The organism is Rhizobium sp. BIGb0125, from assembly GCF_024810055.1.
In the GTDB taxonomy this organism is placed as follows: domain Bacteria; phylum Pseudomonadota; class Alphaproteobacteria; order Rhizobiales; family Rhizobiaceae; genus Agrobacterium.
The window spans coordinates 1-15,510 of the sequence record NZ_JANUDV010000001.1 but is presented as its reverse complement, the minus strand read 5'-3'; the positions used below and the strand labels follow the sequence as shown (position 1 = coordinate 15,510).

Annotated in this window: 14 protein-coding genes and 1 pseudogene; 11 read left to right on the top strand and 4 right to left on the bottom strand. The window is 55.8% G+C overall.

Features of this window, described 5'->3' with window-relative positions; translation table 11 throughout:
- The first annotated feature begins 2 nt into the window (after positions 1 to 2).
- The 5 genes from M2418_RS00075 to M2418_RS00055 all read left to right on the top strand — a co-directional run bounded on the left by M2418_RS00075 (position 3) and on the right by M2418_RS00055 (position 5,187).
- Positions 3 to 293 carry a cytochrome C oxidase subunit IV family protein gene (locus tag M2418_RS00075; protein WP_259142002.1) on the top strand — a complete coding sequence of 97 codons (291 nt, stop codon included), beginning with the start codon at positions 3 to 5 and terminating at the stop codon, positions 291 to 293.
- A 180-nt stretch (positions 294 to 473) separates the two neighbouring features.
- Positions 474 to 926 (top strand): cytochrome c, encoded by a 453-nt coding sequence (locus M2418_RS00070; protein WP_192487921.1) that lies wholly within the window; start codon positions 474 to 476, stop codon positions 924 to 926.
- Between the two features lie 23 nt (positions 927 to 949).
- Positions 950 to 2,296, top strand: coding sequence for a cbb3-type cytochrome c oxidase subunit I (locus M2418_RS00065; RefSeq protein ID WP_259141992.1), 1,347 nt, complete (start codon positions 950 to 952; stop codon positions 2,294 to 2,296).
- A gap of 69 nt (positions 2,297 to 2,365) precedes the next feature.
- Positions 2,366 to 3,178 (top strand): CbbQ/NirQ/NorQ/GpvN family protein, encoded by an 813-nt coding sequence (locus M2418_RS00060; RefSeq protein WP_259141980.1) that lies wholly within the window; start codon positions 2,366 to 2,368, stop codon positions 3,176 to 3,178.
- 110 nt (positions 3,179 to 3,288) lie between these two features.
- On the top strand, positions 3,289 to 5,187 hold the full coding sequence (locus tag M2418_RS00055) for a nitric oxide reductase activation protein NorD (protein WP_259141978.1): 1,899 nt from the start codon (positions 3,289 to 3,291) through the stop codon (positions 5,185 to 5,187).
- A 118-nt stretch (positions 5,188 to 5,305) separates the two neighbouring features.
- On the opposite strand, the gene hemN is transcribed toward M2418_RS00055, so the two are convergent.
- Complete coding sequence (gene hemN, locus M2418_RS00050) at positions 5,306 to 6,658, bottom strand: oxygen-independent coproporphyrinogen III oxidase (protein WP_259141969.1); 1,353 nt, start codon at positions 6,656 to 6,658, stop codon at positions 5,306 to 5,308.
- Between the two features lie 206 nt (positions 6,659 to 6,864).
- On the opposite strand from hemN, the gene M2418_RS00045 reads away from it, so the two are divergent.
- Positions 6,865 to 7,170, top strand: coding sequence for a DUF2249 domain-containing protein (locus M2418_RS00045; protein ID WP_250982362.1), 306 nt, complete (start codon positions 6,865 to 6,867; stop codon positions 7,168 to 7,170).
- Positions 7,171 to 7,240: 70 nt separating this feature from the next.
- Positions 7,241 to 7,771, top strand: coding sequence for a DUF2249 domain-containing protein (locus M2418_RS00040; RefSeq protein WP_259141965.1), 531 nt, complete (start codon positions 7,241 to 7,243; stop codon positions 7,769 to 7,771).
- Between the two features lie 108 nt (positions 7,772 to 7,879).
- Here M2418_RS00040 and M2418_RS00035 read toward each other — a convergent pair whose 3' ends face one another.
- Positions 7,880 to 9,112, bottom strand: coding sequence for an NnrS family protein (locus tag M2418_RS00035; RefSeq protein WP_259141963.1), 1,233 nt, complete (start codon positions 9,110 to 9,112; stop codon positions 7,880 to 7,882).
- A gap of 228 nt (positions 9,113 to 9,340) precedes the next feature.
- On the opposite strand from M2418_RS00035, the gene nirK reads away from it, so the two are divergent.
- The 3 genes from nirK (at position 9,341) to M2418_RS00020 (ending at position 12,362) form a co-directional block, all read left to right on the top strand.
- Positions 9,341 to 10,483: a copper-containing nitrite reductase gene (gene nirK / locus M2418_RS00030; RefSeq protein ID WP_259141954.1), complete on the top strand. Its 1,143-nt coding sequence runs from the start codon at positions 9,341 to 9,343 to the stop codon at positions 10,481 to 10,483.
- A gap of 109 nt (positions 10,484 to 10,592) precedes the next feature.
- Entirely contained in the window at positions 10,593 to 11,510 is a 918-nt protein-coding gene (locus M2418_RS00025) for a formylglycine-generating enzyme family protein (protein WP_259141951.1), read from the top strand.
- A gap of 156 nt (positions 11,511 to 11,666) precedes the next feature.
- The gene (locus tag M2418_RS00020) at positions 11,667 to 12,362 is read left to right on the top strand and encodes a Crp/Fnr family transcriptional regulator (protein ID WP_192487911.1); all 696 of its coding nucleotides are present in this window, start codon (positions 11,667 to 11,669) and stop codon (positions 12,360 to 12,362) included.
- A 58-nt stretch (positions 12,363 to 12,420) separates the two neighbouring features.
- Here the strand turns inward: M2418_RS00020 and M2418_RS00015 are convergent, their stop codons facing one another.
- Positions 12,421 to 13,254, bottom strand: coding sequence for an aldo/keto reductase (locus M2418_RS00015; protein WP_259141947.1), 834 nt, complete (start codon positions 13,252 to 13,254; stop codon positions 12,421 to 12,423).
- A 120-nt stretch (positions 13,255 to 13,374) separates the two neighbouring features.
- Positions 13,375 to 14,558: pseudogene (locus M2418_RS00010) on the bottom strand (MFS transporter).
- A 158-nt stretch (positions 14,559 to 14,716) separates the two neighbouring features.
- On the opposite strand from M2418_RS00010, the gene M2418_RS00005 reads away from it, so the two are divergent.
- Positions 14,717 to 15,510: LysR family transcriptional regulator (locus M2418_RS00005; RefSeq protein ID WP_259141945.1), on the top strand; the 794-nt coding region annotated here is incomplete at its 3' end.

The window sequence follows — 15,510 nt, the reverse complement described above, 5'->3', positions numbered from 1 at the left end:
CCATGCTTGATCGTACATCTTCACAACTGCGCAAAACCTTTGTCATTCTTAGCATTCTGGTGCTGGCCGGCATGGCCGTGGTGACGGCAAGACAGGCCGGTTACATGCCTGCACTTGCTGCGGCGTGCCTGGTGCTGCTGTTTGCGCTGTTAAAATCCCGACGCATTATCGATGAGTTTCTGGGCCTTGGCGGCGAGCCGGGTCTTTTGCGTAATGCCCTGCTGGCATGGCCGGTGCTTTTCGCCGCAGCAGCGCTGCTGCGCGCTGTTCTGCAGGGCGTCTACCATCTTTGAAAGCAACCTGGGGCCGATAGCGTGCCTGTTGTTTGCCAAATGGCAAAGACGGTTCTGCCCCAGCCTCTAGAAAGGTCCCAGCCCTACCGCAGTGCGCCGCCCAACAGCCAAACACCCCGGAAAAGGGTTCGATCAAGCCGGTCCGCGCTGGCGGTTCCCCGGAATGGAAAGGACCATGGCATGGCAGAACGCCTGACCAAGACAGGAGCGCGCAACGTCTTTTATGGCGGCTCCATATTCTTCTTTGCGATTTTCGTCGGGCTTACCGCCCACAGCCATTATTACATGCGCACCGTTTCTACGGATGAAAGCACGCTGACGGCAAGTGTCGCCCGCGGCAAACATGTCTGGGAGAAAAACTCCTGCATCAACTGTCACACTCTGCTCGGCGAAGGTGCCTATTTCGCACCAGAGCTTGGCAATGTCTGGAAGCGTTACGGCGGCGTTGAGGACAAGGAGTCCGCACGCGATTCCATCAAGGGATGGATGGCCGCACAGCCGACCGGCATCGAAGGCAGACGTCAGATGCCCCAGTTCAACCTGACCGATCAGGAACTTGATGACCTTGTCGACTTCCTCGAGTGGGCAAGCCGCATCAAGACCCAGAACTGGCCACCGAATGATGCCGGGTGAGATGTGAGGCAAGGAGAGAAGACATGAAATACCAGACGCAAAAAGTCGCCATGCTTTACTTCTATGGCGCCATTGGCCTGTTCATTGCGCAGGTCATATTCGGTGTGTTTGCAGCGACAATCTACGTGCTGCCCAACACGCTTTCCGAGCTTTTACCCTTTAACATCGTCCGCATGATCCACACCAACGCCCTTGTTGTCTGGCTGTTGATGGGTTTCATGGGCTCGACTTATTACCTGCTGCCGGAAGAGACGGAAACCGAGCTTTACAGCCCGAAACTGGCGATCATCCAGTTCTGGCTGTTCCTCGTCGCCGCCGCTGTTGCCGTGGTCGGTTACCTGTTCCGCATCCATGAAGGACGCGAGTTCCTGGAACAGCCCTTTGCCATCAAGGTTGGCATCGTCATCGTCGTGCTGATGTTCCTGTTCAACATCACCATGACAGCTTTGAAAGGCCGAAAGACCACCGTCATCAACATCCTGCTATTTGGCCTTTGGGGTTTGGCGATCTTCTTCCTGTTTGCCTTCTACAACCCGGTCAACCTGGCACTCGACAAGATGTACTGGTGGTACGTCATCCATCTCTGGGTCGAAGGTGTGTGGGAACTGATCATGGCCTCGATCCTGGCCTTCCTGATGATCAAGCTCAACGGCATTGACCGCGAAGTGGTTGAGAAGTGGCTCTATGTCATCGTCGGCCTGGCACTGTTCTCAGGCATTCTCGGCACCGGCCACCACTTCTACTGGATCGGCGCTCCCGGATACTGGCAGTGGATCGGTTCACTGTTCTCGACGCTGGAAGTCGCACCGTTCTTCACCATGGTCATCTTTACTTTCGTGATGACCTGGAAGGCCGGACGCAAGCACGACAACCGCGCCGCCCTGTTGTGGTCGATCGGTTGCTCGGTCATGGCATTTTTCGGGGCTGGCGTCTGGGGTTTCCTCAACACGCTGTCATGGGTCAACTACTACACCCACGGCACGCAGATCACGGCCGCGCACGGCCATCTCGCCTTCTTTGGTGCCTATGTGATGCTGAACCTTGCCATGATGGCCTATGCCATGCCGGAAATGCGCAAGCGCGCACCGTATAACCAGATGCTGTCAATGGCCAGCTGCTGGATCATGTGCACCGCCATGTTCCTGATGACCTTTGCCCTTACCTTTGCTGGTGTTGTGCAGGTGCACCTGCAGCGCGTGCTCGGCGACAATTACATGGACGTGCAGGAACAGCTGTCGCTGTTCTACTGGATACGCCTGGCGACGGGCGCTGGAGTTCTCATTTCGGCTCTCATGTTCACCTGGGCAGTCCTGGTGCCCGGCAAGGAACGACGGAGTGACGTCACCCGTGCAGTGCAGCCTGCCGAATGAGAAACGCGCCGGCCCTTAAACCCCAGGGGCCGGCGCTTCCCTTTTTCAGAATCTCATGGAGAGAAAAACATGAACACGATCTTCAGGGACGGACCAAAGACCACCACGGAAATTCCTTTCTACAGCCCGTCCGGCAATGAGTGCCAGCTGTTTGAAAGAGCATGGACCCGGCAACTGCCGCTGCTTCTGAAAGGTCCAACCGGTTGCGGCAAAACCCGCTTTGTCAGCCATATGGCCGCCAAGCTCGGCCTGCCGCTCTCCACCGTTTCATGCCATGACGATCTGGCTGCCGCCGATCTGACCGGCCGTTATCTGCTGAAAGGTGGCGATACGGTCTGGATGGATGGCCCGCTGACCAGAGCGGTTCGTCAAGGCGGCGTTTGCTACCTCGACGAAATTGTTGAAGCCCGCAAGGATGTCGCCGTCGTGCTTCACCCGCTGACGGATGACCGGCGTATTCTGCCGCTGGAACGCACCGGCGAAGTGCTCGACGCACCTCCCGGCTTCATGCTGGTAGTGTCCTATAACCCCGGCTACCAGAACCTGCTGAAAAGCCTGAAACCCAGCACCCGGCAGCGGTTTGTCGCCATTGAATTCGACTTCCTGCCGAAGGACCAGGAAATAGCAGTTGTTTCGAAGGAAAGTGGTCTTGATGAATCCGACATCGAACCGCTGGTTAATCTGGCGCAGCGTCTGCGCACCCTGAAAGGCCATGACCTTGAAGAGGGTGTCTCGACCCGCCTTGTCGTATATTGCGCAAGCCTGATCGATGCCGGCATGAGCAATCGTGACGCCGTCCGCGCAGCCATGATTGAACCGCTGACCGACGAGCAGGATGTCAAGGCGGCTCTGTTCGAGATCGCGGACGCAATGATCCGCTAAGGCACTTTGCGTCTTCAACGGCGCAAAAGACCCTCCGACACACTGAAGCTACGTATCGTCATTGCGAAATTCGAAACCGGATTTCGCGCCGATGCGGCAAGGATAGTTCGATGCTGGATTTTCTGGAACTGGAAGAAACCGTTGGCCGTGCATGGCATCGCCTGATTGGCGGAACTGCAACATGGCTGCGTTTTCCTGAACATGCCGTCAAACTGGACGATGTGCAAACGTTGCTGGCTGTGTGCTTTCGCGGTTTTGGTGGTGAGCGGGCGGTGCAGATCGCGCCGGCCCGTGCCCGCACGTCCACCCACCGCTTGCGTTTGCGTCAACGCATGGGACTTGGTGAGGAAAAGTTGGCCCAGCCGGGCCGTGACCACGCCACGTTGATGTTGCCTCCAGTCATCGACCTGTTCCCGGACGAAGGACTTAACCGTGACCTCTATGTCTGGCTCGCAGCCGCGATGGCTTGCCTGCCACTCGACCAGTTTCCATCAGATGATTTGCTGCTGAACGATCTCACCCGGCTTGATCGGGCATCAAAGTTGGCCGACCATGTCATGGAAGCCTTTCCCGGCATGAAAAATCGCTATCGTCGCCTGTGTGCTGCCATCCTTGCCGTGCGTCAGAAAAGACCACTTCCCAAGGTCGAGCAGCAGGTTGAAAACCGTATTCTGGCGATGCTGGCAAATGGTGCCGAACACCATGCGCCAGTCGCGCCGTTCCAGTTCCCATACAAGGCACCGCCTGGTTATCTGCCGATGCTGCCGGTTCCCCTTTGGCCCGATACACTGCTGCGCGAAGCCTCCGAACCGCGCGACAATGAAGACCAGCCCGCCAGCGGTGCTCAGCCCCAATGTGCACCCACCGCCCGGCACATTGCGGTCAGAGAAAAGGCGGAAAATCGCCAGACCGAACGCAGCCCGTTCATTCTCAATCGGTTCGAAAAGATCTTGGCCATGGCTGAAATGGTGAATGTCGATCGCCCCGGAGACGATAGTGACGATAATGACGCCAGCGCCGCCGATGAACTCGATGAGATGACGCTTGGCGAACGCAAGGGCAGACCATCCGCCCGCTTCCGTTTCGATCTTGACCTTCCACCGGAAGCACTGGATCGCACCCCGTTGACGGCAGATCTGACCTACCCGGAATGGGATTATCGCAGCGGCACCTATCTACCCAACCATTGCCGCGTGCTTGCTTCGGCGGCCGCTGGTTCGGAAACACCGCCAGAAGCCGATGAACAAACCAAGAGCTTGATCCGTCGTGTCAAACGACAATTCGAGGTTCTGCGTCCTCGCCATGAAATACTCAAAGCCCAGATCGACGGAAACGATCTTGATCTGGATGCCGTAGTCCGTGTGCGAAGCGACATGGCTGCCGGCGGTCAAGGCAGTGATCGCATTCACATGATGAGCAGACCGCAGGCTCATGATCTTGCCGTCACCATTCTTGTCGATGTGTCGTTGTCCACTGATGCGTGGTTTGATAACCGCCGCGTTCTGGATGTCGAGAAAGAAGCCCTGCTGGTGTTGGCAAACGGACTGTCCGCCTGCGGCGACAGCCACTCCATTCTGACATTCACCTCCCGTCGTCGCTCATGGGTGCGGGTGGAAACGGTAAAAGATTTTGACGAGCCAATGGGCGACAAGGTGGAGCGACGCATTTCCGCACTGAAACCTGGCTATTACACCCGTATTGGCCCTGCGGTTCGCCATGCGGCTGCGGAGTTGCGCAAGCGCCCTGACAGACGCAAGTTGCTGTTGCTGCTGACCGACGGCAAACCCAACGACGTTGACCACTATGAAGGCCGGTTTGCCATCGAAGATAGCCGCCGGGCCATCACCGAGGCAAGGCGCTCCGGCGTCAACGTGTTCGGTGTGACGGTGGACAGGCAAGCCCAGTCCTACATTCCGGCGATCTTTGGCAAGAATGGCTACGCCATCGTCAACAGGATTTCCAAACTGCCCTCGGCCTTGCCCGCCATCTATCGCAGCTTGGCCGGTTAACCGCAGCAAATACCACCAAAATAACAGCCCCGCCAAATAACGGGGCTGTTTTGTTTCAGTCTTCATTACCTTGCAGAATGTCCTCCTTAAGGCGGTATCCACCTTAAGGAGGTAAGGATCAGGCCGCTTTGCTATGCGTGCGGCCCGATGAATGCAGATAGGCATCGAAACAGGCCGCAACGGCACGAATAATGAAGCGTTGATCCGGTTTGACGCTGACGATGCCATCTCTGATGTCAACGACGCCATCATCTTCCAGCATGGAGAGCTGGCGATTGTCCTCCAGCAACATGGCAGCATCAAAACCATGACCTGCAGCAATCCCCGCCACATCGGCGCGAAAATCGCACATCAACCGTTCAATCAGATCGGCGCGCATCCGGTCTTCGGTGGTCAAACGATACCCCTTGACGGTCGCCAGTTGCCCGCTGGAAATCTGCCGCGCATAAATGCCAGGTGGCACTTCGTTTTGCACATACCCACCAGGCATGCGTCCAATGGCGGAAGCGCCCAGACCGATCAAAGTCTGGCAGGCATCCGTCGTGTAGCCCTGGAAATTGCGATGCAGACGTCCTGACTTTTGTGCAATCACCATGTCGTCACCGGGCAAAGCGTAGTGATCGAGACCGATGCGGATATAACCTGCCCGCTCGAGAGTGGCGGCAATAGCATCTGCCTGCTCTGCCCGCGCCATGGCATCTGGCAAGACCTTTTCATCAATCAGTTTCTGATGCTGTTTGAAGCTCGGGATATGCGCATAGCCAAACACCGAAAACCGGTCGGGCCGCATTTTGATCGCAGCCTTGGCCGTGGCAATACAGGACGCCACGGTTTGATGTGGCAAGCCGTAGATCAGGTCAAAATTGATACGGGGAACGCGGGCAACTCTTAGCCTCGTGACGGCGGTCTGCGTTTGTTCTTCGCTTTGGATGCGGTTGATGGCCTTTTGCACGATAGGGTCAAAGCTTTGCACTCCAAGGCTTGCACGCCTGACACCGCCCTCACCCAGCGCAACCGCCATGTCCGGTGTCAATGTTCTGGGATCGATCTCGACAGCCATCTCGGTGGTCTTGTCAAAAACGAAATTTTTGCCCAGCAATGCAATCAACCGCAGGAACTCCTCCGGCTGCATGATGGTGGGTGTACCACCGCCAAAATGCACATGGCCAACCTTCAGGCGACCAGATGTCCGCGCCCGCACCAGATCAATCTCCGCATGCAGGACGTCGAGGTAATCAAGGATTGGTTGATCGCGGCTGGTGATCGTGGTGTGACAGCCGCAATACCAGCACATCGACCGGCAGAACGGAATATGCAGATAAAGCGAGACTTTATCCTGCGGCGGAATTTCGGTAATCCAGTCCGAATAGGTTCCGGCCCCTATCGAGGCCGAAAAGGCCGGTGCAGTTGGATAACTGGTGTAACGCGGCAGTCGCGCTTCGCCGTATTTCTCGATAAGCGGCTGATGCATGGGGCACTCCTTTACGGTTACAAATGTGCCCGTATCCTGCCCACGAAGAATGCGCCCTTCTTTGCGTAAAAGCGCATACATGACAATTTTCAGATTTATTTGAGCCGCGTCAACGTTGCCCGCTGTGACAATAGGTAGCTTGCGGGCTGCTTAAGCGGCTGCCGCACGCATGAGCAATCCTTGTCTTGCGGCGATGGAAACAGATTATGTCCGAAGCTCAACCCGTTACCAACATTGATGTCAGGGTCATTCCGCCACGTGAACGCCATCCGCAGATTTTTGGTGCTCTTGGCGCATTAACCGCCGGCCAGTCGCTGCAGATCACCAGTGATCATGACCCGCGCCCGCTGCTGTACCAACTGGCCACCAATTTCCCAGGCGAGTTTGGCTGGGAATATCTCGAGCAGGGTCCGGAAGTCTGGCGCCTTGACATCAACCGTATGGAAGGTGAGAGCGAAGGCAGTGAAGAAGAACATTCCGGCTGCGATTGTTGCTGTGGATCAAACCATTAAGAGCAATCTGCCTCCATGCTAGACGTCTGCAAAAATCGGCAAAAGCTGTTTCAAAGATAAAAGGTGAACCATGAATGGCAGCATGAAAGAACTGGATCTGCGTCCACTTTTGCGCAGTGGCATCGAACCATTCCCCGCCATCATGGAGACTGTGGCATCGCTGGCTCCGGGTGAAGGTTTGACGATCATGACAACCTTTCGCCCGGTGCCATTGTTCAATGTCATGGCGCGCCGCGGGTTCGATCATCTGGAAAAAGAGCTTGGCAATGGTGAGTGGGAGGTCCAGTTCATTCCGCATAAAAAAAGCGAAGAACTCTCCGTGTCACCAACGCTGGTCCATGATGCCGCAGAACCAGAAGCATGGCCGGATCCCAGCGAATATCTTGATCTCGTCGAACTCGCTCCACCACTGCAAATCAAGCGGCTGACGGAAGCCACAAAGAGCCACCCTCCGGGTTCGGTCATTTTTGCCGTTATGCAGCAGGAACCGGTTTTTCTCTATGCTGACCTGATGTCGAATGGCCATCAATGGGCAGGAAACTTCGACGAAGGCCGCACAGCATTCCGTATGTTCATCAGGATTGGCATGCCGCCGAACTGACAGCGTAATCTCGGCAACAAAGCATACTTCCATCAAAATGCCCCGCCTGTGACAACAAGCGGGGCATTTTCTTTGGTTCATTCTGAAAGATAAAACCGCTGCGAACCGTCAAGCCCGCAACGGTTTGCGCTCCTGTGTCAGGATCGGCCCGAATTCTATGCAGAACAACAGAAAGCCTATGATCCACAGGGCGCCCGAGCAGGCGTAAAGGTGCATCATGGCATCCGGGAAGGCCTCTGCGGCTGGTCTCAGCACTGCGCTTCCAATCAGCGCCAGATAGGCGGCAACTGTCATCTTCGTTGCATGGAGTTTGCGACCGGTATGACCAAGGCTGGCGCGCGTCATCACCGCCAGCATCATGCAGGCAACAACGCCGACGGTAAATATATGCAGCACCGAGCGGGCATCCATCCCCTCATAGACACCCAGCGCAATGGCCATGAAGCCGAGCGGTATGAAGGCATAAGCCACATGCAGAACCACCAGCAATTGCTCCGGCCATGTAGCCCAACCGCGCCACCGCACAAGCCTGACCGCATGCATGAACCCAGCGATTGCAGCGACAATGGCCGTTAATGGGCTCTCGGGTGCAAGGGTCCAACCACCAAGGGCGGCAACCCCCGTTAAAATCGCCGCCGTATCGAAGGTATTATAAGGAACAGGAAAATCGGTACGGCCACACTTGTTGATCCAGTTGCGGGTAAAACTTGGAACGATGCGTCCACCGACGATCATCACCAGAACCGTATAGGCCGAAACCGCAAGCCGTGTGGCAACGTGGCTGTGATCGCCGCTGATCGCCGCAAAATGAAAGACGATATTGGCGGCTGAAAGCGCCAACAAGCCCGCCAGTACCTTCAGGTCTTTCCATTTGCGCCCGGCAATGACTTCTCTTGCGCATATCGCCAGCAGGGCCGGAAGAAACAGACCATCGATCACCGCAGCTAATGTCATGCCAAACATGCCAGGCACCAGGAACATCAACCGTCCCAAACACCATAACCCGAACAGCAGCACCAGTGGCAACCCGGACACCGGCAATCGGCCTGTCCAGTTCGGCACGGCTGTCAGCAAAAATCCGGCAAGCACAGCCGAGGCAAAACCAAACAGCATTTCATGCGCGTGCCAGTTATGCGCGCCATAATCGCCGCCGATCTGGATGAACCCGCTCAGTGCGGAAATCCACAGGACCATGGTGACGATTGCCCAAATGGCCGCCGCCAGAAAGAACGGGCGGAAACCATAAGAAAAAATGACCGGTCCGGTGCGTGACAAACCTCTTGGAACTCCGCCTTTTGGACGGGCATGTCCTTCTTGCCGGATTGTTTCTGTACCACTCATGATATTGCTCCTGGGATTAGCCTTCGTGGTGAATTCTTGACATCTGTCTAACCACCCCTGGCCACCCCGTCTTTGCGAACAGGCAAAGACAGCGACACCCCCAGCCAAAATGTCGCAGCCGTCAAAACGGGCTCTTTGTTCCATCTCAAATTGTAATTCGCGAGTTGAGCTAAAAACGATCACGACAGGGCCAAGCAAGGCTTGTCCTATCGGAGAAGGAGAAACCCGATGACTGACAACTTCAACATCACACGCCGGAACATACTGGCTAGTGCGGCTTTTGCTGGTGCGATGGCACCTGTCATCGGCGCAGCAACCGCGCATGCAGCAGGCGAAACAAAGACAGCTGAGAAGGCTTTGACACCCGCCGAGATTTCGGCACTACCTCGCGTTAAAGTGGAATTGGCGAAACCACCTTTCGTGCATGAACACACCCAGAAAGCTGTCGGCGGACCAAAAATTGTCGAGTTCACACTGACCATCGAAGAAAAGAAGATGGTACTGGATGACAAGGGTACTGAAGTTCACGCCATGACGTTCAATGGCTCGGTTCCCGGCCCACTGATGGTCGTTCACCAGAATGACTATGTTGAATTGACGCTCATTAACCCTGACACCAACGAACTTCAGCACAACATCGACTTCCACTCGGCGACAGGCGCTTTGGGTGGCGGCGGCCTGACAATCGTCAACCCCGGTGAGAAGGCAATCCTGCGCTTCAAGGCCACCAAGGCTGGCGTATTTGTCTACCACTGCGCACCTCCCGGCATGGTGCCTTGGCACGTTACCTCGGGCATGAATGGCGCCATCATGGTCCTACCACGCGACGGTCTGACGGATGGTCACGGTAAGGAACTGGCCTATGACCGCGTCTATTACGTCGGTGAGCAGGACTTCTACGTGCCCCGTGATGAGAAGGGTGCCTTCAAGAAGTATGACAGTGCTGGCGATGCCATGGTCGACACGCTGGAAGTCATGCGCACGCTGACCCCAAGCCATATCGTCTTTAACGGGGCAGTCGGTGCTCTGACAGGTGATAACGCGCTGAAGGCAGCAGTTGGCGAAAAAGTCCTGATTGTGCACTCGCAGGCCAACCGTGATACCCGTCCACACTTGATCGGTGGCCACGGCGACTATGTTTGGGCGACCGGCAAGTTCCGCAACATTCCTGATGTCGATCAGGAAACCTGGTTCATTCCAGGCGGCACGGCAGGTGCAGCATTCTACACCTTCGAGCAGCCAGGCATTTACGCCTATGTGAACCACAACCTCATCGAAGCCTTCGAACTGGGCGCGGCCGCTCACTTCAAGGTCACTGGTGACTGGAACTACGACCTGATGACTGCGGTTCTCGCACCATCGAGCATCTAACATGACCAACAGCCAAGGGACCGGAAACAGCCCGGCCCCTTGGCCCACCCCGTGGGTGTACGGAATACAAGCTGCACATATTCACGACTGATGGCGCAAGGAGATTGCTATGACCGCGCTTCGTCTAAAACCTGCATCGAAAGCTCTCTCGATTGCGATTCCGCTATCAATTATTGCGGTGCTGACCGCAACAGCAGCTCTCCAAGCGGGCATCATCGGTTCAGACAGTACACCTGTTGCGAGCGTTGACGCACCACAAACCATTGTCATTCCGACGGGCACTTTTAGTTATCGTGAAGACGGCGAATATTTCAAAAACGGTTACGCCGTTGACGCACCAATGCGCACCATGACAATGAACCGTGCACTGACAATCATGAAATATCAGGTCTCGGGCAGCGATTATAACCGTTGCGTAACGGATGGTGCCTGTGCTGCACCAGAGCCTGGCTTTACCGTTGCACTTGATGTGAGAACGCCGGCAACTGGCATCAGCCACGACGATGCAAAAGCCTATGCTGCGTGGCTGAGTGCTCGCACCGGCGAGGTCTGGACCTTGCCAAGTGACGCGCAACTGGCTTTCGCTGCCGGCTCGATCTTTCCTGATGAAAAACTGGATGTCGATACGGATTCGACCAACCCTGCCGCGCGCTGGCTGGCAGACTACGAACGCCAGACCAGCCGTAAAGCCTCGAGCAATCCGGTACCGCAATCATACGGCACGTTCGGCGAGAATGAGCATGGCCTGTCGGATTTTGGTGGCAACATATGGGAATGGACGGCGACCTGCAGTCGCCGAGTCAATCTGGATGCCAACGGCAATGTAACGAGCGCCGTCTCTTCATGTGGTATTCCGGTTGCTTCGGGCAAACACCGTGCAGCGCTTAGCGGTTTTGTGCGCAATCCGAAGGGTGGCGGCTGCGCAGTGGGCGTACCTCCGGATAATCTCGGCTTTCGGCTGGTCAAAGACACACGTTGGTATGCACCACTTGCAGCAAGGCTGCGCAACCATGGTTGGTCGGTTTAAGAACCCGACAACCTTTCCACAACCCTCGACACGTGCTAAAGACAGCGACGAAACAATACGGAAATATTTAACGAGACTAATCCTGCCGTCACCGCTCGATCAGAAGCGTCGACTACCGCAGACAAGCGGAAACAGGGTGTCTGGAGAGGACATCTGGTGAAGATTGACCGCAGCGTCATCCGGGCTTTGCCTTTGTTCAGTAAAATGTTGGACGAAGACCTCGACAAGCTTCTGTCCCATGCCAATTCCCGGCTTGTGCCACCCGGCGAAGCGATCTTTGAGCAGGGACAGGCCGCATCCCATTTTTTCCTGCTGATTCATGGCCGGTTGAAGGTCACCCAGGTGACGCAGGATGGCCAGCAGATCATTGTACGCGTAGTGCATCCCGGCGATCTGTTCGGTTTTGCCAAGGCTCTTCAAAGAACCGATTACCCCGGCACGGCGACCACCGCCGCTGAAAGCGTTATTTTGTCCTGGCAGACAGACCTCTGGCCACAATTTGTTGAGCAAAACCCTTATCTGGCAGTGTCTGCCATGCAGACCATCGGCCAGCGGCTGGAAGAAGCCCATACCCGTATTCGCGAAATGTCCACGCAGGAAGTTGAGCGCCGTGTTGCCCACGCCGTGCTTCGTCTGTCACAACAGGCCGGGCGCAAGGAAAGCGAAGGTATTCGGATCGATTTCCCGATATCCCGACAGGATATTGCTGAAATGACCGGAACGACACTGCATACGGTGTCGCGCATTCTGAGCAGCTGGGAATCCAAGGGTCTTGTGCAGGGAGGCCGCCAGAAACTTCTGGTCTGCAACATGCCGGGGCTGATGCAGCTTGCGGATGGCGCGCGCGAGTAACGCCATCGACAAATGTAAAGAGGCATTTGGGGAGGAGCGCAGGCCCCTCCTGTTGTTTTCACACAGCAGCATCCCAGACCGGTGCGAGGCCATCCGGGGACACGATACGGCCATCTGCTTTGGAAAGCGCGTGAATGGCCGCCATTTCCTCTGAAGACAGAGCAAAGTCAAAAATCGCTGCGTTCTCGGCGAGACGAGCTTCAGTCACCGTCTTGGAAAGCGCAATGATGCCGTCCTGTTGGACGAGCCAACGCAATACGACCTGCGCAACCGACTTGCCGTGGCTGGCAGCAATATCTTTCAGAACTGGGTCTGCAAGCACCTTGCCATCCGCCATGGCAAAATAGCTGGTAATCGACATGCCGGACTTTTTGGCTTCGGCGATCACGACATCCTGATTGAGATACGGATGATACTCGATCTGGTTGGTCACGATCGGCGCCTTTGAAAGTGAAACGGACTGCGCCATCAAAGCCGTGTTGAAGTTGGAAACGCCGATATGACGCACCTTGCCGGCTTCCTTGACCTCATTCAACGCACCGATCTGCTCACCCAATGGAACCGCGTCGTTTGGCCAATGGAGAAGTAACAGGTCGACATAGTCGGTTTTCAGCTTTTTCAGGCTTTCATCGACAGAAGCGATAAAGGCGTCGTGTTTGTATTTGTCGACCCAGACTTTTGTGGTCAGGAAGATGTCGCCACGCGCAATGTCGGAACCGGCGACGGCCTCGCCAACTTCCGCTTCATTGCCATAAATCTGCGCAGTGTCGATATGGCGGAATCCGGTCTTCAGCGCCTTCGGCACAATCCTGAGGACATCACTGCCGGGGACACGAAACGTACCAAAGCCGAGCGCGGGAATGGTCGCCCCATTTGCGGTAACAGTGTGCATTGGCTTACTCCTTGATTAATCCGCAGCGATTTTCGCCGGGAATGATTGGACTTGAGAACCGACCAGACATCAAGTGTCGGTTCGGCAAGCCCGGCCGCAAATCGGCCGGGCTGATAACGGTCAGGCAATGTTCAACGCCGGTGACGCGGCACGACGGTCGAGCGCACCACTCCAAATTGTCAGAAGCAGGGCAACGGCAACAAGAATGGCACCAACCCAAGGCGTAGCGACAAGACCGAGCGGCGATTCCACAACTAGACCGCCCAGCCACGCGCCGATGGCAATGCCGAGGTTAAAGGCAGCAATATTGAGTGCAGAGGCGACATCAACGGCTCCCGGCCGATGCTCTTTGGCCAACTGCACGCATAGAGCTGCAAACCTGGCACGTTTGCAAAGGACAGGAAACCGAGTGCAGCCAACGTCACCAATGTCAGAACAGGTGACGCAGCGGTAAAGGAAAACACCAGCAGCACGATTGCCTGCGCCAGGAACAGACCGACAAGCGCTCTGACCGGATTGTGATTGGCGATCCTGCCGCCGCCAATATTACCAGCAGCAATAGCGATACCGTAGAGTACGAGGATAAGACTGAAGCTGGATGCGGAGAAGCCGGTCACTTGCTGCAGGATTGGCGCGAGAAAGGTGAAGGCGACAAACGTGCCGCCATATCCGAAAGTGGTCATGGCAAAGACGATCAGCAGGCGACCTGAACCGAGAACGCGGACCTGATCAACCAGACGTGCAGGCGCTGCCTTTTTGAGCGTATTTGGCAGAAGTGTTGCAATTGCCAGAAAAGCAATGACACCGAGCATCGAGACCGCCCAGAAGGTAGCGCGCCAGCCGAAAACCTGACCAATATATGTACCAAGTGGAACACCGGTGACGATGGCAACCGTCAGGCCCATGAACATCATGGCAATTGCTGAAGCACGACGGTTCTCCGGCACGAGATCTGCAGCGATGGTCGCACCGACCGAGAAGAAAACGCCATGCGCAAAAGCGGCCAGTACACGTGCCACAAGAAGGAACTCATAACCGGATGACAATGCCGCCAGCCCGTTACCAACAATAAACAGCGCCATAAGGCCAAGCAGCAGCGGCTTTCTTTCTATCCTGCCAGTCAACGCCGTCAGGACCGGCGCACCAAAGGTCACGCCAAGCGCATAAACGCTGACGATAAGACCAGCGAGCGTCAATGAGATGTTGAGATCCGTCGCAACAGTCGGCAACAATCCGACAATTACGAACTCGGTGGTACCGATCGCATAGGCGGCGATCGTCAAAGCAAATATAGCCAAAGGCATGGTGACTTCCTCTTTACCCTCGAAATCTATCGGGGCGCTGACGACAACTCTGCTGGTCGTCTGACTGATTGATGCACCCTATATGGGGGAAGACGACTTGCCTGATAATCTGCAATAATGGATAAATACCTTTGAATTGAATTCACAAGGTAGCACGTATGGACAATCGTACCGGCGAAATGGAGGTCTTCGTTGCAGCCGCTGAACTGGGAAGTTTTTCTGCCGCCGGACGCAAACTGAAGCTCTCACCTTCTGCCGTCAGCAAACTCGTAACCCGTATTGAGGACCGTCTGGGGACACGTCTGCTGTTACGCTCAACTCGCCTCGTCACCATGACCCCAGAAGGCGAAATTTATCTGACCAGAGCAAAACGCATTTTGGCTGACATCCAAGAGACCGAACAGATCATCACCAGCGGCGGCAAAGTGGTTCCCCGCGGACTTCTGCGTGTGAATGCGACACTCGCTTTCGGTGAACGTTATCTGCTGCCACTCGCACCAAAATTCCTTGACCTATACCCAGAAGTTCAACTCGATATTTCACTGACAGACGGCGTTATCAGCCTTATTGAGGAACGAACGGATATCGCGATCCGCTCGGGCGCCCTGCAGGATTCCTCCCTGAGGGCCCGCAAACTGCTTGAAGTGCCACGGGTCATCGTCGCGTCGCCGACCTATATCGACAAACATGGTATGCCTAAAACGCCGCAAGACCTCGCACACCACAACTGCTTCAGTTTCAATTTCAGCCGAAGTCTGAACGAATGGCCGTTCAGAAATCCTGGATCTGACGATGTCTACCGTCTTGCCGTTTCAGGCAATGCGGCTGTCAACAGCGGGTTGGCGATGCGGCGATTATGCCTTGAGGGTTTAGGCTTGGGGCGTGTTGGCGGTTTTCATGTGGAGGAAGATATTGAAGCGGGCAGACTTGTGTCTGTTCTGGACGATTATAA

Excerpts from the sequence above, each read along its gene's own strand:
- M2418_RS00075 (WP_259142002.1), top strand. The coding sequence starts at position 3 with ATGCTTGATCGTACATCTTCACAACTGCGCAAAACCTTTGTCATTCTT.
- M2418_RS00070 (WP_192487921.1), top strand. The coding sequence starts at position 474 with ATGGCAGAACGCCTGACCAAGACAGGAGCGCGCAACGTCTTTTATGGC.
- M2418_RS00065 (WP_259141992.1), top strand. The coding sequence starts at position 950 with ATGAAATACCAGACGCAAAAAGTCGCCATGCTTTACTTCTATGGCGCC.
- M2418_RS00060 (WP_259141980.1), top strand. The coding sequence starts at position 2,366 with ATGAACACGATCTTCAGGGACGGACCAAAGACCACCACGGAAATTCCT.
- M2418_RS00055 (WP_259141978.1), top strand. The coding sequence starts at position 3,289 with ATGCTGGATTTTCTGGAACTGGAAGAAACCGTTGGCCGTGCATGGCAT.
- hemN (WP_259141969.1), bottom strand. The coding sequence starts at position 6,658 with ATGCATCAGCCGCTTATCGAGAAATACGGCGAAGCGCGACTGCCGCGT.
- M2418_RS00045 (WP_250982362.1), top strand. The coding sequence starts at position 6,865 with ATGTCCGAAGCTCAACCCGTTACCAACATTGATGTCAGGGTCATTCCG.
- M2418_RS00040 (WP_259141965.1), top strand. The coding sequence starts at position 7,241 with ATGAATGGCAGCATGAAAGAACTGGATCTGCGTCCACTTTTGCGCAGT.
- M2418_RS00035 (WP_259141963.1), bottom strand. The coding sequence starts at position 9,112 with ATGAGTGGTACAGAAACAATCCGGCAAGAAGGACATGCCCGTCCAAAA.
- nirK (WP_259141954.1), top strand. The coding sequence starts at position 9,341 with ATGACTGACAACTTCAACATCACACGCCGGAACATACTGGCTAGTGCG.
- M2418_RS00025 (WP_259141951.1), top strand. The coding sequence starts at position 10,593 with ATGACCGCGCTTCGTCTAAAACCTGCATCGAAAGCTCTCTCGATTGCG.
- M2418_RS00015 (WP_259141947.1), bottom strand. The coding sequence starts at position 13,254 with ATGCACACTGTTACCGCAAATGGGGCGACCATTCCCGCGCTCGGCTTT.